The 19,558-nt window shown below is 33.8% G+C and carries 16 protein-coding genes; 10 read left to right on the top strand and 6 right to left on the bottom strand.

The genetic code is table 11. From position 1 onward, the window contains the following. Positions 1–3: 3 nt before the first annotated feature. From ACXGSQ_RS01955 to ACXGSQ_RS01935, 5 genes are read right to left on the bottom strand one after another with little or no spacing between them, the layout of a single operon-like run. The gene (locus ACXGSQ_RS01955) at positions 4–888 is read right to left on the bottom strand and encodes an LpxL/LpxP family acyltransferase (RefSeq protein ID WP_458627971.1); all 885 of its coding nucleotides are present in this window, start codon (positions 886–888) and stop codon (positions 4–6) included. Between the two features lie 16 nt (positions 889–904). Next, positions 905–1,147 carry an acyl carrier protein gene (locus ACXGSQ_RS01950; protein ID WP_458627970.1) on the bottom strand — a complete coding sequence of 81 codons (243 nt, stop codon included), beginning with the start codon at positions 1,145–1,147 and terminating at the stop codon, positions 905–907. An 8-nt stretch (positions 1,148–1,155) separates the two neighbouring features. Beyond that, positions 1,156–2,373, bottom strand: a complete 1,218-nt coding sequence (locus ACXGSQ_RS01945; protein WP_458627969.1) for a beta-ketoacyl-[acyl-carrier-protein] synthase family protein — start codon at positions 2,371–2,373, stop codon at positions 1,156–1,158. Positions 2,374–2,385: 12 nt separating this feature from the next. Continuing rightward, on the bottom strand, positions 2,386–3,117 hold the full coding sequence (fabG, locus tag ACXGSQ_RS01940; RefSeq protein WP_458627968.1) for a 3-oxoacyl-ACP reductase FabG: 732 nt from the start codon (positions 3,115–3,117) through the stop codon (positions 2,386–2,388). Positions 3,118–3,141: 24 nt separating this feature from the next. After that, positions 3,142–4,680 (bottom strand): HAL/PAL/TAL family ammonia-lyase, encoded by a 1,539-nt coding sequence (locus ACXGSQ_RS01935; protein ID WP_458627967.1) that lies wholly within the window; start codon positions 4,678–4,680, stop codon positions 3,142–3,144. A 108-nt stretch (positions 4,681–4,788) separates the two neighbouring features. Between ACXGSQ_RS01935 and ACXGSQ_RS01930 the strand changes: the two genes are divergently transcribed. Next, positions 4,789–6,033: an NAD(P)/FAD-dependent oxidoreductase gene (locus ACXGSQ_RS01930; protein WP_458627966.1), complete on the top strand. Its 1,245-nt coding sequence runs from the start codon at positions 4,789–4,791 to the stop codon at positions 6,031–6,033. 24 nt (positions 6,034–6,057) lie between these two features. Here the strand turns inward: ACXGSQ_RS01930 and ACXGSQ_RS01925 are convergent, their stop codons facing one another. Then, positions 6,058–6,663: a hypothetical protein gene (locus ACXGSQ_RS01925; protein ID WP_458627965.1), complete on the bottom strand. Its 606-nt coding sequence runs from the start codon at positions 6,661–6,663 to the stop codon at positions 6,058–6,060. Positions 6,664–7,125: 462 nt separating this feature from the next. Here ACXGSQ_RS01925 and ACXGSQ_RS01920 point away from each other — a divergent pair, with 462 nt between their 5' ends. The 9 genes from ACXGSQ_RS01920 to ACXGSQ_RS01880 all read left to right on the top strand — a co-directional run bounded on the left by ACXGSQ_RS01920 (position 7,126) and on the right by ACXGSQ_RS01880 (position 19,322). Continuing rightward, positions 7,126–8,010 carry a polysaccharide lyase family 7 protein gene (locus ACXGSQ_RS01920; RefSeq protein ID WP_458627964.1) on the top strand — a complete coding sequence of 295 codons (885 nt, stop codon included), beginning with the start codon at positions 7,126–7,128 and terminating at the stop codon, positions 8,008–8,010. Between the two features lie 18 nt (positions 8,011–8,028). After that, positions 8,029–10,347, top strand: coding sequence for a chondroitinase-B domain-containing protein (locus ACXGSQ_RS01915; protein ID WP_458627963.1), 2,319 nt, complete (start codon positions 8,029–8,031; stop codon positions 10,345–10,347). A 40-nt stretch (positions 10,348–10,387) separates the two neighbouring features. Next, complete coding sequence (locus ACXGSQ_RS01910; protein WP_458627962.1) at positions 10,388–11,410, top strand: polysaccharide lyase family 7 protein; 1,023 nt, start codon at positions 10,388–10,390, stop codon at positions 11,408–11,410. 15 nt (positions 11,411–11,425) lie between these two features. After that, a complete protein-coding gene (gndA, locus tag ACXGSQ_RS01905) occupies positions 11,426–13,309 on the top strand; it encodes an NADP-dependent phosphogluconate dehydrogenase (RefSeq protein ID WP_458627961.1) in 1,884 nt (627 codons plus the stop codon). Between the two features lie 40 nt (positions 13,310–13,349). Beyond that, positions 13,350–14,624, top strand: coding sequence for an Nramp family divalent metal transporter (locus ACXGSQ_RS01900; protein WP_458627960.1), 1,275 nt, complete (start codon positions 13,350–13,352; stop codon positions 14,622–14,624). 40 nt (positions 14,625–14,664) lie between these two features. Further along, positions 14,665–15,753 carry a polysaccharide lyase family 7 protein gene (locus ACXGSQ_RS01895; RefSeq protein ID WP_458627959.1) on the top strand — a complete coding sequence of 363 codons (1,089 nt, stop codon included), beginning with the start codon at positions 14,665–14,667 and terminating at the stop codon, positions 15,751–15,753. A gap of 21 nt (positions 15,754–15,774) precedes the next feature. Beyond that, positions 15,775–16,542, top strand: a complete 768-nt coding sequence (locus ACXGSQ_RS01890) for an SDR family NAD(P)-dependent oxidoreductase (RefSeq protein WP_458627958.1) — start codon at positions 15,775–15,777, stop codon at positions 16,540–16,542. Positions 16,543–16,655: 113 nt separating this feature from the next. Continuing rightward, entirely contained in the window at positions 16,656–18,929 is a 2,274-nt protein-coding gene (locus ACXGSQ_RS01885; protein WP_458627957.1) for a heparinase II/III domain-containing protein, read from the top strand. Between the two features lie 18 nt (positions 18,930–18,947). Then, positions 18,948–19,322, top strand: a complete 375-nt coding sequence (locus ACXGSQ_RS01880) for a cupin domain-containing protein (protein ID WP_458627956.1) — start codon at positions 18,948–18,950, stop codon at positions 19,320–19,322. Positions 19,323–19,558: the final 236 nt, after the last annotated feature.

Genomic DNA, 19,558 nt, shown 5'->3' with positions numbered 1-19,558 from the left:
TTGTTAGTCTTTTATATCGTTCCAAAAATCAAAATAATTAAACCACTGTAACGGATATTTATCGAGCATCCATTCTAAGCTTTCGGTATATGATTTTAGTAAGCCCTCGGCATCGCGTTGTTTTACTTCTGCTGTTCTGGCATAAAGGTGATAATGTTTAGTGGTTTCCTTCATCACATAAACAAAGATTACGGGGACTTTTAATCGTGATCCTAACAGAAAAGGTCCAGCAGGAAAATGTGCTTCTTTACCTAATAAATTATGCTTTAGTGATTTTGATGGTTTTACATAGCGATCTCCAGTGATGCATATTATTTCATTTCTAGATAAGGCTGCGTTTATTTCAAAGATATGCGATAAATCATCTTTTATGATAATAAATTTAATGTTCGATTTGGTCGTTACACTTTCTAAGTAAGCTTTAATATCACCATGTTCAGAATCTGTTGTCAATAAACTAATGTTGACGTCTTCTTCAAGTTCGTTTAGAAAGTATTCGGCAATTTCGAAATTACCAACATGGGCACTAATTAGGATGCCCCCCTTTTTAGACTTTAATATTGTATCGAGCTGATCAATACCATCAAAATGATAGCTGAATTTATCTCTAAAACCCGAAGAAATAGCAATCTTATCTATAATAGTCTGTCCAAAAACAAAATAGCTTTTATAAATACTAATAAGGCTTTTGAATTTAGAATATTGACGTCTTTTTCGGAAGTAATAATAAATAGACTTTGTACTATCTTTAGCAAAAAAACAGAAATAGAACGCAACAAAAATTAAGACGAAATAAGCAGCGTGTAAGCCTAGTTTTTTGATACAAAAAACAAAAATTTTATACCCTAAAACCGAACCTCTAGACTTGCCTTCCCATTCTGTAGCCATTCAATTTTAGTCAATTTTAGCTTAGTTTATTTTCGATAAGGTCGTAAAAATCTTGAAGTGTTAAGATATTGATGAAATCTTCTCCAGCTAGCTTTACACCAAAATTAGCCTCAACAGCAACTACCAAATCAACAAAATCTAAGCTATCTAGTTCTAGTGCTTCTTTTAAATTAGCTTCAGGTGAAAGCTCTTCTGCTTCAACTTCAAATTCGTCTATAAGAAAGTCGTTTATTTTTTCAATAATAACCTCTTTGTTCATAATTGGGACTATAATTTTTTTATTATTAGGGCTGAATTTGTTCCTCCAAATCCAAAAGAATTTGACAAAAATACATCAATTTTTTTATCTATAGTTTTGCTCACTAAATTTAATTTAGAGGCATCTTCGTCGGGGGTTTCTAAATTAATATTAGGAGCAATAAATGAGTTTTGCATCATCAGCATAGAGTAGATAACCTCGCTTGCGCCTGCCATCCAGCATTCATGACCAGTCATTGATTTTGTAGAGCTTACATAAGGGCCGTTTTCTCCAAAAACATCAAATATAGCTTTAGCTTCATTGGCATCACCAACAGGTGTTGAGGTAGCATGTGCATTTACGTAGTCAATACTGCTAATTGGAATATTAGCTTGCTCTATTGCTTTTTTCATTGCTCTAGACGGACCATCTACATTTGGAGTTGAAATATGTTCACCGTTAGATGAAAAACCATAACCGATGACTTCACCTAAAATTGGTGCTCCACGTTTTACAGCAGATTCATAACTCTCTAATACAAGTGTTGCACCTCCTCCGCTTGGTATGAGGCCGTCTCTATTTTTATCGAATGGACGCGATGCTTTTTCGGGTTGCTCTTCATTTGCCGAAAACACACCTAAACCATCAAAACTGCCCATGGCCAATTCGTTAATTTCTTGGGCACCTCCACATATTATACAATCTTGGAGACCACTTTTTATAAGTTGGTATGCCATTCCAATGGCATGAGAACCACTTGCGCAGGCCGCACTTATTGTGAAATTAATACCTTTTAGTTTAAATATTGTTGAGAGATTCATGGTGATCGTAGAATTCATGCCTTTAAAAATAGATCCTGAACCTACTAAAGTGGTATCTTTTTTCTCTCTGATAATATCAACGGCTTCAATTACAGATTTCGCAGTACTGTCATTTCCGTATATAATACCTATTTCATTAGCGTCTAAAAACTCTTGGGTAATGTTTGCATTTTTTAGCGCTTCTATCGTTGCCATGTATGCGTAAGTGCCTTCTTCTCCTAAACTAATGCGCTGCCTTCTTGTTAAAAGCTTTTTTAGTTGCGGCTCTTTTACCATGCCTGTTAGGCAAGAACGATAACCAAAAAGTTTGCGTTTTTCATCGAAAACAATTCCAGACGTTCCATTATATAGCGATGTTTTGACTTCTTCTAAATTTTCGCCTATGCAGGAATATATGCCCATGCCTGTTATTACAACTCTTCCCATTTGGTAATTTATTTAAGAGTAAATACCTCCATTAATATTAATAACTTCACCTGTAATATAAGATGCTTTTTTTGATGCTAAAAAAGAGACTAGATGTGCGACTTCTTCAGGATCTCCAAAGCGATTTGCAGGTACTAATTTTTTAAGTTCTTTTTCGTTTAAATCGCTTGTCATGTCTGTTTTAATAAATCCAGGAGCAACCGCATTGACCGTAATATTACGTTTTGCAATTTCTTGAGCCAAAGCTTTAGTTGCAGCAATTACGGCACCTTTTGCTGCAGAATAATTGGTTTGACCAGGTGTGCCTTTTAGCCCCGAAAGCGATACTAAATTTATGATTCGTCCATATTTTTGGACTAGCATTTTCTGAATTAAATGGTTGGTAACATTAAAGAACCCATTAAGACTTGTGTTGATGACGTTATGCCAATCTTCTGGTTTCATCCACATAAATAAGCCATCTTTTGTGATGCCAGCATTGTTGACAATGACTTCAATAATAGCATCTTTATTGTTGTCTTGCCAATTATCTAAAGTAGATTGAACGTCTTCAATGTCTACAACATTAAACTGTAATAATTCGCCAGTTCCTCCAGCTTCTTTTACTGCTTCTAATGTGTTTAAGGCTGCTTCTTTGTTACTTTGGTAATTAATTAAAATATGATAATCTGAATCCTTCACAAGTTGTATGCAAATTGATTTTCCTATGCCTCTAGAGCCCCCTGTTATTAGTGCGCACTTCATGTATATCGATTTTTTAGTTGAGGTTTATTTTTCAATGTTATTTTTATGATTCATAATAAAGTTTTTAACTTCATTAACATAAGGGTACATTACCACATCGTCTTTGAATGCAGGAACAATATTTCTAATATCATCATACATTTTTTTTGTTTTTGAAGATACCTTGTCTTGTATTTCTAGATATTCAATAGCTTGAATAATGGTAATCATTTCTATGGCTACAACTTCAAATGTATTTTCTATTACTTTTTTAGTAATCAATGCGGCATTAGTTCCCATACTTACAATGTCTTGATTGTCATTGTTGTTGGGAATGCTATGCACATACATTGGGTTCGATAGCATTTGATTTTCAGCAGTAGTTGAGGTGGCTGTGAACTGAACACCTTGCATACCAAAATTTAAGCCTAATGTACCGAGATTAACAAATGCAGGAAGAATATTATTAAGACTTGGGTTGAGTAAATAATTTAATTGGCGTTCTGCCAACATGCTCATTTTTGTAACGACAAGTTTTAATTTATCCATTTCTAAGGATATATAGTCTCCATGGAAATTTCCTCCATGATATACATGCTGCTTTTCTACATTGACAATAGGGTTGTCGTTTGCAGAGTTTACTTCTTCAATTAAAATATTTTCAACGCTATCTAAAGTATCTAAAACAGGTCCTAAAATTTGAGGTACACAACGTAAAGAGTAATATTCTTGCACTTTTTCTTCAAAAACAGTGGCGTTTTGTGCTTTGTTATATAAGTGATCTTCACGCTTTCTAGTGAGTTTACTGTCGCTTAAATTTGCTCGCATTTGTTTTGCGATTTCACGCTGTCCTTTATGTCTTTTTGCGTTATTTAATTCTGATGATAAGTGATCGTCGTAAGCTTCTACAATTTCATTAATAGCAGATGAACATAAAATAGTCCAATTCAGTAACTGTCTAGTTTTAATTGCATTAACAATGCCAATACCTGTCATTACAGAAGTGCCATTCATTAAAGCTAATCCTTCTCTTAAAACTACAGTTATTGGTTTTAAGTTTTCAATTTGAAAAACCTCTTTTGTTGACCTTAATTCATTTTTATAAAATACTTCTCCTTCACCGATTAATACTAATGCTAAATGTGCTAGTTGTACTAAATCTCCACTTGCACCAACACCTCCATGTTCGTAAATTAAAGGAATAATATCACGATTTATTAATTGAGTCATAAGTTCTACAACCGATTTATGTACACCAGAATTTCCTAAAGACAACGTGTTGAGTCTCGCAAGCATCGCCGATTTTACATATAAAGGGTGAATTGGGTTTCCTGTACCAGAAGCGTGACTTCGTATTAAATTGTATTGTAGTTTTATACGATCTGTGTCAGCAATTTTGTACTGAGCCATTGGTCCAAAACCAGTATTAACACCATAGATAATTTTATTTTTAGAAAAATCCCTTAAAAAATTAAAGCTGTTTTCTATGGTTTGAAAAACAGTTTCGTCTATTTCTATGGGGTTATTTTCGAAAATGATTTTGTAAAAATCTTCAACATCTAAACTTCCGGTTAATTTTAGCATCTATATAAGTTGGTAATATTTAATAAAAATAATAGTTAAATAACGAAAAATGAAGTTATTTTGGGATGCAAATTTAGAATAATAAATGATTTTTATACTATTACTATTATGAGTGTTGAAAATGTAGATGTACTAATTATAGGTGCGGGACCATCTGGTAGTGTTGCGGCCTCTTATTTGCATAATAAAGGTTTAAAAGTTAAGGTGGTTGAAAAGAATCTGTTTCCAAGATTTGTAATTGGGGAAAGTTTGTTGCCACGCTGTATGGATCATTTTGAGGAAGTAGGTTTACTGGATTGTTTGAAAAAACGCAATTATGAAGTGAAAGATGGTGCTCGATTTTTAAGAGGAGATGAAGTTTGTAATTTTGATTTTAGTAAAAAACATACTAAAGGGTGGGATTGGACTTGGCAAGTACCAAGAGCTGATTTTGATAAAACACTTACCGATGAACTTTTAACAAGAGGTGTTGATATTTCTTTTGAAGAAGAAGTTATTGCTGTTGATTTTAATGAGGATGGTTCTTCAGTTACTACTATTAAAAATAAGTTAGGTAAGTTAAATAGTGTTGGTGCTAAATATATTATTGATTCTAGTGGTTATGGTCGGGTTTTGCCGCGTCTTTTAGATTTAGAAAAAAGTTCAGAACTTCTTAATCAGTCTTCAATATTTACACATGTAAAAGATATAAACCGTCCTGAAGGTTGGGAGGGGACTCGGATTACTTTTGATGTTATAGATTTAAGAACTTGGTTATGGGTTATTCCATTTTCAGATGGAGTAACGAGTATTGGTTACGTTGGTTCTTCTGATTATTTAGAATCATTTAAAGGCACGTCTTCTGAGAAATTAAAAAGTATGTTGAAGCTCTCTAATTATTATAGAGAACGATTTGAAGATGTTGAGTTTTTATTTAAGCCTATTGAGATTTCTAGCTATTCTAAGTCTGTTAAACAGTTATATGGAAAAGGTTATGTGTTAACAGGGAATAGTGCAGAGTTTTTAGACCCAGTGTTTTCTTCTGGTGTTACATTTGCTACGGAATCGGCATTGTTAGCAGCAAAATTGATTACTAAATCACTTCAGAACGAAACAGTGGATTGGAAAGTAGACTATTCTGATTACATGAAAAAAGGGGTTCGTGTTTTTGAAACTTATGTAAAAGAATGGTACACTGGAAATTTGCAAAAATTATTTTTTCATAGACCTGAAAATCCTGAAATAAAGAAACAAATTTGTTCTGTTTTAGCAGGTTATGTTTGGGATGATACCAATCCTTTTGTGAAAAACCACCATAGACTCGTAAAAGCAGTGGCACATGTTATAGATATGGAAAAAGAAAAAAGCGAATAAATGATTATTCGCTTTTCTTTAAATTTATTTTAACCCTTTTTTCTTTAAACCTTTAGCAAACTCTTTAGCGAGCTTAGCATAAGCTTCGGAAATACGATATCCTGAGTTAAAGTCATAACCCATCGCTCCATTTCCTTCAATTTTGGTGTAATCTCCTGAGAATAATATGTTGTCAGGATTATCAGTTTCAAATATGGTAATAGTCGCTTCGATTTTTGCGTTTTGTCTCCATACGCCTACGTTGTAGCCAGGATACATTAGAGTGGTTTTTATAACCATTGTATGTTTAGAGTTTTCACCTTTATTAACTTCAACGATGTTATCGTCAAATCGTTTATTAAAAGATTCAATAAACTTTGGTTCATACCTGTTTTCTCTGTCTTCAAACCATGATGTCTTAAATTCTTCTCCAGATCCAGCTTCTTTCTCTTCGCGCTTATCCATTTTGTCTTTAAGAAAATCTTCTTCAGAGTCATACTTTGGTATTTGTAAATTAGAGTAGTCAAATACTAAAGAGTATTCTTTTATGTTTTTTAGGTTTTTGAAAGCCCCTTCCTTTATTTTTAATTTTTGAGCATAAATAAGGGTTGAAAATAAAAAAATGAATACTAAAGATAATTTGTTTTTCATATTAAAATGTAATGTTGTAATTAGTAATAGTTCAAATGTATAATTAAATATTAATTCTCAGTAACTTTTAGTAATGAAAAGTAATGGGGTATCTGCTTGTATTTGTGGGTGAGGGCTATGTTATATTTAATTTTGATAATGATTATGAATTTTTATTTACTTGAAATGTTTGATAGAGGTTATGTTGAATTAGCTCGTGTTTTTTTTCTAAAAATCACTAGTTAGTATTTGTGGTTATATTATGTTAATGTAGCTTTCAAGTAAGCCTATTTATAGTGTTTTTGCAATAAGACTGTAGACTGGTTTCTTTATATTATGTTTATCCAATTAACCCAATTATATACAGAATTAACCTAATTACTTTTTGTAATCTCAAAAATTATGGTATTTTTGGTTAACCAATCTGGTTAACCAATTATTAATGAAGGTTATATGAAATTAAAATATATCTTGATACCTTTAATGTGCACATTACTTCTATTTGGGTGTTCTGAAAAGGATGCCGATGTTACTGATGATGTCGTTTATAATGACGATGACGGAGGTTCTGAAGATGATAATCCAATAGTCTATGCAGACATCGACTTCTCTAACTGGAAAGTTACCTTGCCTGTAGATGAAAATAATAATGGTAGTCCAGATGAATACCAACCAGCAGCATTAGTGAATGGAGCCTACAGAACAAATCCTGCCATTGTACCTTATATGTACGATGATGTTTCTGATGCTTCCATTGAGTTTTATACATATCCAGACATAGCTACGACGAATAGTTCCTATTCTAGAACAGAGTTAAGAGAGTTAATTAATCCTTTAAATGCAAGAGAAAATTGGACGTTAGCAGAAGGTGGTCAAATGACAGGAAGATTAAAATTGATTGCTATTTCTCAGGACTCTGAAAGCAGTAGTCAATATCACAAAACAATAGTGATGCAAATTCATGGGATTATTTCTATTGAAGACATGGAAACTCATGGCTTTTCTTCAAATAATGGTCCACCTTTAATTAAAATCTATTGGAAAGATGGTTATATATGGTCTCATAAAAAATCGCTTATAGATGAAAATACGTCTGGAGATGATTTGTTAGAAACATCAAATGCTACTTGGACAGATGTTAAGGACAATATGGGCTATGTTGGTTTTGAAGAATTTGAATTTAGAATTACCGTATCAGACGCCAGATTAGAATTACAGCTTAATGATAATGAACCTTTAGTATATCAAGATATAAGTTTAGATAAATGGCCTTATGAAAATTATTTTAAGGCAGGTAATTATTTGGGCTCAACAGCAGAAGGAGCTTTTTCAAAAGTGAAATATTACGAACTTGAGGTTACGCATTAAATAATAAAAGAATACATAATGAAGAAATATCTATTTGCAATTAGTTTATTAGTTCTGTTTTTGTCTTGTAATGAGTCTACTAAAACAAACAAAGCATCGGGACAATTAATTTCTAACGTTACAGAACTAAATGAGGCGATAAAAAATGCGCAACCTGGTGATAATTTGGTTTTGAAAAATGGAGTTTGGAAAGATGTTGAAATTAAATTTACAGGACAAGGAACCAAAGATCATCCTATAACCATTAAAGCAGAAACCGAAGGCAAAGTTTTTATTGAAGGGGTTTCAAACCTCGCTTTTGGTGGTGAATATTTAGAAGTTAGCGGTTTACATTTTAGAAACGGATATTCACCATCCGAAAATGTCATAGCCTTCAGATTAGACAAAAATACGATAGCAAATAACTGTAAAGTAACCAACTGTGTTATTGTAGACTTCAATAAACTACAGCGCGATGATGATGATCTTTGGGTTCAGTTTTACGGAAGACATAACGAGTTAAGCAATAGTTATCTGGCCGGAAAAACAAATGGTGGCCCAACCGTTAGAGTCGATTTAAAAGGGGTTGAAAGCATTAAAAATTACCACAAAATTATAAATAACCATTTTGGACCGCGACCTAGAAAAGGTGGAGCAAGAGGTGAAACGATTCAGTTGGGAAGTAGTTTTACGTCTATGAGCCCAAGTAATACAACCATTGCAAATAATTTGTTTGAAGAATGTAATGGTGAGGTTGAAATCATTTCAAGTAAAACGAATAACAACATAATTAAGAACAATGTTTTTTATAAAAGTGAAGGTTCTGTTGTAACGCGACATGGAAACTATGTGACTATTGACGGTAACTACTTTATTGGTGATGGCGAAAATGAAAACTATGGAGGTATTCGTATTATAAACACCGGCCATTGGGTAACCAATAATTATTTTTTCAACCTAAAGGGAAAAAGCTTCAGAAGTCCATTGGCGGTTATGAATGGTATTCCAAAATCACCATTAAATCGGTATAACCAAGTGACAGATTTGGTGGTGGCTTATAACACATTTGTAAACTGTAGTTCGCCATGGCAATTTGGTGTAGGGACCAACATTGCGCAAGCAGATGTATTGCCAAAATCTGAAATTCGTTCTGCAAGAGCAATCAGAACCACTGTTGCTAATAATGTTATTTACAATGCGAAAGGATTGGAAAATATTGTTGTTGAAAATGACAAAGCAGATGGTGTTACTTTTAAAAGTAATGTCGTAGATAATCAAGGTTTGGAATTTAAAGACTTTGATGGCGGAATTATTTCTGCCTCTTTAGAGTTGAAAAAAGTGTCTGATAATATTTTACTTCCAATAGGACTTCCAAGTGACGTAAAACCTTTTAATGGTTTTGATTTTGAAACCATCAAAAACGACTTATTTGGCAACTCTAGAAAAGACAGTAACAGTATTGGTGCCGTTGTAGGAGTCGATTTTACAAATCCGAATATTTTAGATAAATCCAAATACGGACCATCTTGGTATTCTAACGAAATTGAAACGGTCGATCCAGTAACACATACAGTAACTAAAGCAGAAGATTTACAAACTAAAATTGATGCGGCTAGTAATGGAGATATTATCGCCATAGCAGAAGGTGTTTATGCCATTTCAGAATCTTTAGCCATTACTAAAACGCTTACAATTCAGTCGAAAGGAAAAGCACAACTTGTTTTTTCTGGAGCGTCAAATACACCATTGTTTTCATTACAACCTAAAGGGAAACTGACCGTAAACAACTTGACTTTAAAAGGAAATGGTTCCAATTATGCCTTTGCGAGTTTAAAAAAGAATATGTCTAATCATTTTGGATTAACGGTTTCTAATACAGAAATCAACGATTTTAACTATGTTTTAAAAGTATACAAACAATCCTTTTCTGAACGTGTAACTTTTGAAAACACGTCTATTTCAAATTGTGAAAATGGTATAGAATTATCAGAAGAAACCAACGATAGAGGAGATTACAATACCGAATATTTAACTATTAACAACTGTGATTTCAACAACGTAAAACAAAATGTTGTCGATTATTATAGAGGTGGTTATGATGAGTCTACTATTGGCGGAAACCTTTTAATTACTAATAGCACATTTACAAATTGTGGTGCCAAAGAGAAAAACAAAAGACTATTAAACCACAATGGTATTGTGAATGTAACTATTACGAATAACACATTTAAAAACAATCCTGTACAATTTGTATCGATTCTTTGGGGAGCAAAAAATAATGTAGAATCTGACAATACAGTAACTAATTCAGGACAAATTAAGACCGAAGAAAACTTAGTAATGACATTAATGTATTAATGTATTCCTGCGCAGGTAGTAATCTCATAAAACGCTTAAAATGAAAAAATCACTATATACAATTTTTACACTTTTACTAATCGTTGGATGTAAAAATAATACGGAATCGACTTCTGAAGTAGCAGTTGAAAACGAAACAGAGCAGGCCATAAAATACCCAAGTGATGTTATTCCGTTTATGGACAAATGGAAAATTCTTTTAGGAGACGGAACCTATGTTGATGATTTAGTAAACTACCAAAAAGAGGATTTCTTTTATGTTGAAAATGATGGAGAAACGGATTGGGTCGTATATAAAACACCAAATTCTGGTATCACTTCAAGAACATCGAGTAACACAAGAACAGAACTTGGTGAAAAGGCCCATTGGATTCCAGAAACTGGCGGAAAATTAACAGGAACATTAAAAGTACAACATGTATCTACTACTGGAAATGCCGATGTGGCATCGTCATACTCAGTTGTTGTCGGACAAATTCATAGTGATGAAGGTCATGAAAATGAACCCCTTAAAATCTACTATAAAAAATTTCCGGGTCATACGAAGGGGTCAGTGTTTTGGAACTATGAAATCAATACTGAAGGAGATAACTCTGGCCGATTTGATTTTTCAACAGCAGTTTGGGGCTATGATTTTTCTGTGGTTGGAGATGATGAAACAACGAGTCCTGCCGAACCAGAAGATGGTATTGCATTAGGTGAAGAATTTAGCTATGAAGTCAATGTTTATAAGGGTATTATGTATTTAACCTTTACAAGCGAAGGACATGAGACCATAACATTTACTAAAAGTTTAATACAATCAGATTTTGCTACAAAATCTGAAATTCCACAACAGATTATAGATAGGTATGCATCAAGACGAACTGTTGGTGTAGAAAGAGAAATTGCTTATGCTGGTGAAATAAATTATTTCAAACAAGGCGCCTATAATCAGGCTAACGGTAAATCTACCAAGTCTGAAACCTATGGTGGAGATATAGAAAAACAATATGCCAACGGAAGTTATGCCGAAGTTTGGTTTAAATCGGCAACTGTAGGTTCGGCAACACCTCCTAATTAATAAAAGAAAATTAAATTGAAGCAAGTCATATTTGTAATAGGAGTTTCGGGATGTGGAAAAAGCACTATTGGAAAATTACTTGCGCAAGAATTAGATCTTCCTTTTTTTGATGGTGACGATTTTCATCCAAAAGCGAATATTAAAAAAATGTCTATTGGACTGCCTTTAAATGATGATGATAGACAAGGTTGGTTAGAAACATTGAATGCTTTAGCTCAAAAGCAATTGACTAAAAACAGTTGCATCATAGTCTGTTCTGCATTAAAGGAAAAGTATAGAGACATTTTAAGTTTAGATATTGAAGCCGAAACAAAATGGGTATATCTAAGAGGAGATTTTAATCAAATTTATAATAGAGTGAATCGAAGGCGAAATCACTTTATGCCTTCAGAATTATTGAAATCGCAGTTTGATACTTTGGAAGAACCAAAAGATGCTATTCAAATTGATATTAGCTTAACGCCAGAAAGCATTATAAAAACTTTAAAACACGAATTAATGGACAAGTCAGAATTTGGATTATTTGGTTTAGGAGTTATGGGGAAAAGCCTATGCCGAAATTTGGCTAATAACGAATTCAAGATTGCAATGTTTAATAGGCATGTGGATGGTGTTGAGGTCGATATTGCTAAAGATTTTAAAGCTAAATTTCCTGAATTATCTCAATCTGAAGCTTTTGATGATATTGAAGATTTTGTAAACGCATTGCAACAACCAAGATGCATTATGCTTATGGTGAATGCCGGAAAAACAATAGACTATGTTATTGAAGATTTACTACCACATTTGTCTGAAAACGATATCTTAATTGATGGCGGAAATTCTAACTATGTAAACACAAAAACGCGTGTTGATTATTTAAAAACCAAAGGCATTCATTTTATAGGAGCTGGAGTTTCCGGAGGTGAGGAAGGGGCTTTAAAAGGACCATCTATAATGCCAAGTGGTGATCTTAAAGCCTATAAAAGTGTACAACCTTTTCTAGAAAAAATAGCGGCTAAAGATAAAAACGGCTTACCCTGTTGCACCTATGTTGGACCAGAAGGCAGTGGTCATTTTATAAAAATGGTACATAATGGTGTGGAGTACGTAGAAATGCAATTGTTAGCTGAGGTTGCCACTATTTTAGAAGCTTTAGGTCAAAATCCAGATGACATCGCTAATACTTTTGAGACTTGGAAGCCAACAGCAAATAGCTACTTGTTAGAAATAACAGCTGCTATTTTTAGAAAGAAAGAAGGAGATGATTGGTTGGTCAATAAAATTTTAGACAAGGCCGGAAATAAAGGCACAGGAAATTGGACCACTATGGCGTCAGCAGAACTCGGTGTACCAAGTACATTAATCGCTTCTGCTTTATTTTCACGATATATCTCTTTTTACAAAGAAGAACGCCTTCAGTTAAGTCAGAATTTTAAAAACTCAAGTACTTCAGAATTAAATCTAACTACAATTGACATTTTAGAGGCGTATCAGTTTGCTAGAATTATAAATCATTATCAAGGTTTTAAACTGATTTCAGAAGCTTCAAATACATTTTCATGGGATTTAAATCTTAGTGAAATTGCTAGAATCTGGACAAATGGTTGCATCATTAGATCGGCTTTAATGGAAGATTTGGTTGAGGTTTTTAAAGACACCACCAACATCTTAACAAATTCAAAGCTAATTGACCTTGTGAATCAATACAGACCTTCAGTAAAAAAGGTGGTTTCTCAATGTGTACTTAATGATATTACAACACCTGCTTTGGGAGAAGCTGTTCAATTTTTAAACGGCATTACAACACCATATGCGTCTGCAAATATCATTCAGGCACAGCGCGATTATTTTGGAGCGCATACGTATCAAAGATTAGATGATGATTCTGGGAAAAGTCATCACACCAACTGGAATTAGACACTAGCAACTAACAACCAAAAACCAATACACTATTAATATGAAAGCAACCACACCAAAAAAATCGTTTCTTAAAAAAATCATTGCTGTCATATTAGGGTTTGGTCCAGGGATATTTGCGATTGGTTATACGATTGGTACAGGTAGTGTCACCTCTATGATTGTTGCAGGAAGCAAATTCAATATGCAATTATTGTGGGTACTTTTAATCAGTTGCGTCTTTTCGGGAATTTTAATGTTTGCTTACGGGAATTACGCCTTGCTTACCGGAGAAACCGCACTTTTTGGATTTAAAAAACATTTTAAATTAGGTAAAGTTTTAGCTATTGCCATTATTATTGGTATTACGTTCGGACAATGGAATTCACTAATGGGAATCTTAGGAATTTCATCGAATATAATTTTTGAAATATTAGCTGTAAATTTTGAAGGCTTATCGGCTTATAAATATGAAACCGTACTCATCACAGCTATTGTTATTATTGTGACATTCTACTTATTAATGTTGGTTGGTAAGTACACGTTTTTCGAAAAAATATTAGTCATATTTGTAACCTTAATGGGAATGTCTTTTGTGCTTTCCTTATGCTTTGTACAGCCGCTTACAGTAGATGTTGTAAAAGGATTACTACCAACAATTCCAGATGTACCAGGAGGTCAAATGCTAGTGGCAGCCTTTGTGGGCACCACGATGGCTTCTGCGACATTCTTATCACGACCACTATTTGTAAAAGGAAAAGGTTGGACCATCAAAAACTTAGGGCAACAAAAAAGAGATGCAATTACAGCAGCTGTTTTAATCTTTATTATTAGTGGAGTTATTATGGCTGTGGCAGCAGGTGCTTTGTATTATCAAGGTAAAGAAGTTACTCAGGTTTTAGATATGGCAAATACTTTAGAACCCGTTGCAGGAAAATGGGCTGTGACCATATTCTTTTTTGGAGCATTAAGTGCAGGCTTATCATCTATTTTTCCTTGTTTATTAATTGCACCTTTATTGATTGCAGATTATCAATCTGGGGAATTAGATACCAATTCCAAACAATTTAGAATTATAACTTTTATAGCTTGTTTAGTGGCTTTAATTGGTCCTGCGTTTGGAGCAAATCCTATTGAAATTCAAATTCTATCCCAAGTCTTTAATGTGTTTGTATTGCCAATTGTAATACTCGGCATCATCCTTATGTTAAGCAATAAAAAAGTCATGAAAGATTATAAAACCAGCCTAGGAGTTTACATCGGATTATATGCCGCCTTGTTCTTTTCTCTAGTGATTTCATATAATGGCGTGGTAGCACTTTTAGACTATTTCTAATAATTAAGATTAAAAAATAATGACTTTAAATAATTTAAATATGAATAAAAAACATACCCTATCTGCAGCAACATTGATGCTTTTTAGTTGCTTCTTAATTCTAAATAGCTGTAAAAATGAAGCAAAAGAACCTGTTGAAAAAGAAATTGAAAAAACCGTTTACGCAAGCGACGTTATTCCATTTTTTGATGACTGGAAATTGATTTTAGGTGATGGCTCAAATGCAGGTATTGCTAATAATTTTGAAAACAAAGATTTCTTTTATACGGTAAATGATGGTAATACCGATTGGGTTGTGTTTAAAGCACCAAATGGAGGAGATACCCACGGGACCTCTAATAACACAAGAACAGAATTGGCACAAATAAAAAAATGGTATCCAAAAACGGCTAATGATAAATTAACAGCAACACTTAAAGTCATGAATGTCTCCGCTACTGGTGATGCGCGTGTAGCAGCGTCGCATGCCGTTGTTGTAGGGCAGATTCATAGTGCGGATGCGTTTGAAAACGAACCGCTTAAAATATTTTATAAAAAATTCCCAGGTCATACCAAAGGTTCGGTGTTTTGGCATTATGAAATTAATACCGCAGGCGATGATAATTCTAAACGATGGGATTATTCTTCAGCGGTTTGGGGCAATGACTTTGCTGTTGTTGGTGATTCTGTAAATACATATCCAGAAGAACCTAAAGATGGTATTGCCTTAGGTGAAGAGTTTAGCTATGAAATTGAAGTGAAAAATGGAATTATGACACTAAAATTCACAAGTAAAGATCATGATACTAAATTTTTTACAAAAAACTTAATTGAATCAGAATATACAACTACCGAAGCTATTCCTGAGCAAACACAAAAATTATTTGTTCCAATTGGTCAAGATGGAGTAGAACGCAAAACTGCATACGATGGTGAAGGTTGTTTTTTTAAGCTTGGTGCTTACAATCAAACCAATGGAAAATCGCCAGAAGTAAATAAAAATTGGTGCTCTGGTGCTGAAACACATAATGGAGATATCCAAAAACAATATGCAGATGGAAACTATGCTGAGGTATGGTTTAAAAAAGGAAGTATTTCAATAAGTAAAGATGCCGTTTCTAACGAAGGTTATTTTACTAAAAACGATTAAATCAATTAATACAAGAGGACTATGAACAATAATAAATTAGCTGGTAAAAATATTCTTATTACAGCTGGCGCACAGGGTATTGGAGAAGCGATTACAAAACATTTTATAGATAGTGGTTCTAATGTTGCTATCCATTATTTTTCTAGTGCTGATACTGCTAATGAATTAGTAGAATACGCACATAGTAAAGGACAGAAAGCGATTGCGATTTCAGGTGACTTAACAAAAGAAGCCGATGCAAATGCTCTGGTTGAAAAAACCGTCGAAACTTTAGGCAGTTTAGATATACTGATCAACAATGCTGGTTCACTAGTGGCTCGTAAAATGTTGAATGAAATGGAGACTGAATTTTGGCATAAGGTTATGGATATAAACCTTACGTCTATGATGTTTGTAACACGAGCAGCAGCTCCCTATTTAGCAAAACAGGATAACAGTAGTATTGTTAATTTAGCGTCGCTTGCAGGACGTAAAGGTGGTCATCCAGGGTCATTGGTGTATTCGACTAGTAAAGGTGCCATCTTAACATTTACACGTGCCCTATCTACAGAATTGGGTGCGCAAGGCACACGAGTTAACGCTGTTGCTCCAGGTCTTATTCTTGGGACGTCATTTCACAACACGCATACAACGAAAGAATCAGCGGCTGCAACAACGGCTGGTATTCCAATCCAACGTGCAGGTAATGCAGATGATGTCGCTCGTGCTGTTTTATTTTTAGCGTCCGAATACGATGGATTTATTACAGGTGCGACTTTAGATATCAATGGTGGTGTTTACAATATGTAGTGCTCACATGAATGAAGCCTTAACTTTTAGCTAAAAGTTAAATTATTTTAAATTAACAAATATCAGTATATTGGTAAACCAATTTGGTGTGCCAATTCAAAAACGCTTTTCTTATGAATTTTTCATGGACTAAATTATTTCAGATTATTTTAGTAAGTATGGTTGTTATGTCTTGCAAAGAAGAACATACATCTGTTATAGAGCATACGACTGAAACATCAACAATAGAAGAACATCCTAAACTTATACTTACAGCACAAGGCGTAAAAGATATTAGAGCCCAATTGGGTAATATTCCAATTTTTGATAATACCTTGAAAGCAGTTCAAGAGGAAATCGATGCCGAAATAGCTTTAGGTATCGATACACCAATTCCTGTAGATTATTCTGGTGGTTATACCCATGTGCGTCATAAACGCAACATGATAATGATGCAAAAAGCAGGTGTATTGTATCAGATCCTAGATGACGAAAAATATGCCAAATATGTAAAAGATATGTTGATGCAATATGAAGCGATGTATAAAACATTGCCATTACATCCTAAAACGAGATCTTATGCACGAGGTAAATTATTCTGGCAATGTTTAAACGATTCTAATTGGTTGGTGTATGTGAGTCAGGCTTACGATTGTATATATAATTATTTGTCTGAAGACGAACGGAATACGCTAGAAACTAATTTGTTTAAACCCTTTGCAGATCATATTTCAATAGATAGTCCACAATTTTACCAAAGAGTACACAATCATAGTACATGGGGAAATGCAGCTGTGGGTATGATTGGTTTAGTTATGAATGACGAAGAGTTAATCGATCGTGCACTTTATGGCATTAAAGGTTTAACATTAGATGCGGATAAAAAAGATGATGATGGTGGCTTTTTAAATAAAGACGGGAAAGCTGGTTTTCTAGCCAATATAGAAGAGCCATTTTCACCAGATGGTTATTATAACGAAGGCCCATATTACCAACGTTACGCCATGTATCCGTTTTTAATTTTTGCTGAAGGATTACATAACGTAAAACCAGAATTAAAAATATTTGAATATAAAGAGGGAGTGCTTTTGAAATCGATTAATGCCCTATTAAATTTATCGGATGCAGATGGTGATTTCTTTCCGCTTAACGATGGTCAAAAAGGCATGTCTTATTACAATGATGCTTTAGTTACAGCAGTAGATATTTCCTATCATTTTGGAACACAAGATCCAGGATTATTAAGTATTGCTAAAGAACAGAATAAAGTCTTATTGGATGATTCTGGTTTGGCCGTTGCACTTGGAATAAAAAACGGTAATGAAAAACCATTCAACAAAAAATCAATTAATTTATCTGATGGACCAGAAGGAACCCAAGGAGGTGTTGCTATTTTGAGAAATGAAGATATAGAGCTGGTTTTTAAATATGCTGCACAAGGTTCTAGTCATGGTCATTATGATAAGTTGTCGTATTCATTATATGAAAAAGGAGAAGAAATTCTTCAAGATTATGGTTTAGCACGGTTTGTAAATATCGAACAAAAAGGTGGTGGAAATTACCTAAAGGAAAACAAAACTTGGGCTAAACAAACTATTGCACACAATACGGTGATACAAAATGAAACCTCTCATTTCAATGGGAAGTATGACATAGGGAGTCAACATCATTCGGTTTTAAATTATTTTTCTTCAGAAAATAAAAACGTACAAGTCGCAAGTGCAAAAGAAGTCAATGCATATCCTGGAACCGAAATGCTTCGTACCATGGCAATTTTGAGAGATGAAGATTTTGAAAAGCCGTATATGTTAGATATCATGAAGGTGACGTCAGATAAAGCAAATCAATATGATTTTCCTTATTATTTTTTAGGACAGGTTGTAGAAACAAGTTTCGATTACCAAACCCCCAAATCATTAAACCCTTTAGGAACTAAAAATGGCTATCAACATTTGTTTGTTGAAGGAACAGCAAAGGCATCTAGTGATAATAGTAAACTGTCTTGGTTGAATAAAGGGAAGTTTTATACGTTAACTTCGGTTACCAATGCGAATGATGACTTGTTATTTACGAGAATTGGAGCTAACGATCCAGAATTTAATTTAAGACGCGAAGCGGCATTAATGCTAAGACGAAAAAACACCAAAAACACCCTATTTGTTTCAGTTATAGAATCGCATGGTAGTTATAGTCCTGTTTCAGAATCTGCAGTAAATTCAAATAGTAGTATTAAAACGTTGAAAGTAGAATTAGACTCAGAAGACTACACGGCAATTGCAATAACCAATGTAAATGGTACTACCAAACTATTTATAACCGCAAATAGTAATGCTTCAAAAGAAGCGACTCACAAAGTAAAAATTAACGATAAGAATTATGAGTGGTCAGGTTCTTATTATTTTAAATAAACCAATAAATAAAAACATATGAAACGATTTAGCGAAAAATACATCATCACAAAAGACATGCAATGGGAAGTACTTGGAGGAGGAGTCTCAAGAAAATTCTTAGGTTACGATAATCAAATTATGATGGTAAGAGTGAAATTTGAAAAAGGAGCATTAGGGGCACCGCATCAACATTTTCACACCCAAGCGACCTTTTGTGTTTCAGGTAAATTTGAATTTGAAATTGATGGTGAAAAACAAATTGTCGAAGCAGGAGATGGAGTCTATATTGAACCGAATTTATGGCATAGTGCTGTTTGTTTAGAAGCAGGGGAGCTAATTGATACATTTAGCCCTGTAAGAGAAGATTTCTTAAGTGGAGGTGAGGTCGCTTATTTTGGGGATAAGGCTTAAGTTGAGTCTGCGAGCTATTATTAAAGGGGGAAACGCTTGTAATTGATTATTGATATTCCGAATGCATGACATCGCACTATATTTTACAGTATAACTTGCATATTTGAAGATAAGCCAATAGATGGCTTTAGTTCTATAGATGAGCGCGTTATAGTTGTGTGATAATATTCCTACAATTAAAGTTGTTATTTGCTATTTTAACTTAATTCTTTGCTATTTTAACATATAAAAGTCAC

It is taken from the genome of Winogradskyella sp. PC D3.3 (assembly GCF_054366245.1).
The sequence above is the reverse complement of the archived record's forward strand: the minus strand, read 5'-3'. Positions and strand labels throughout refer to the sequence as shown.

Excerpts from the sequence above, each read along its gene's own strand:
- ACXGSQ_RS01955 (WP_458627971.1), bottom strand. The coding sequence starts at position 888 with ATGGCTACAGAATGGGAAGGCAAGTCTAGAGGTTCGGTTTTAGGGTAT.
- ACXGSQ_RS01950 (WP_458627970.1), bottom strand. The coding sequence starts at position 1,147 with ATGAACAAAGAGGTTATTATTGAAAAAATAAACGACTTTCTTATAGAC.
- ACXGSQ_RS01945 (WP_458627969.1), bottom strand. The coding sequence starts at position 2,373 with ATGGGAAGAGTTGTAATAACAGGCATGGGCATATATTCCTGCATAGGC.
- fabG (WP_458627968.1), bottom strand. The coding sequence starts at position 3,117 with ATGAAGTGCGCACTAATAACAGGGGGCTCTAGAGGCATAGGAAAATCA.
- ACXGSQ_RS01935 (WP_458627967.1), bottom strand. The coding sequence starts at position 4,680 with ATGCTAAAATTAACCGGAAGTTTAGATGTTGAAGATTTTTACAAAATC.
- ACXGSQ_RS01930 (WP_458627966.1), top strand. The coding sequence starts at position 4,789 with ATGAGTGTTGAAAATGTAGATGTACTAATTATAGGTGCGGGACCATCT.
- ACXGSQ_RS01925 (WP_458627965.1), bottom strand. The coding sequence starts at position 6,663 with ATGAAAAACAAATTATCTTTAGTATTCATTTTTTTATTTTCAACCCTT.
- ACXGSQ_RS01920 (WP_458627964.1), top strand. The coding sequence starts at position 7,126 with ATGTGCACATTACTTCTATTTGGGTGTTCTGAAAAGGATGCCGATGTT.
- ACXGSQ_RS01915 (WP_458627963.1), top strand. The coding sequence starts at position 8,029 with ATGAAGAAATATCTATTTGCAATTAGTTTATTAGTTCTGTTTTTGTCT.
- ACXGSQ_RS01910 (WP_458627962.1), top strand. The coding sequence starts at position 10,388 with ATGAAAAAATCACTATATACAATTTTTACACTTTTACTAATCGTTGGA.
- ACXGSQ_RS01900 (WP_458627960.1), top strand. The coding sequence starts at position 13,350 with ATGAAAGCAACCACACCAAAAAAATCGTTTCTTAAAAAAATCATTGCT.
- ACXGSQ_RS01895 (WP_458627959.1), top strand. The coding sequence starts at position 14,665 with ATGAATAAAAAACATACCCTATCTGCAGCAACATTGATGCTTTTTAGT.
- ACXGSQ_RS01890 (WP_458627958.1), top strand. The coding sequence starts at position 15,775 with ATGAACAATAATAAATTAGCTGGTAAAAATATTCTTATTACAGCTGGC.
- ACXGSQ_RS01885 (WP_458627957.1), top strand. The coding sequence starts at position 16,656 with ATGAATTTTTCATGGACTAAATTATTTCAGATTATTTTAGTAAGTATG.
- ACXGSQ_RS01880 (WP_458627956.1), top strand. The coding sequence starts at position 18,948 with ATGAAACGATTTAGCGAAAAATACATCATCACAAAAGACATGCAATGG.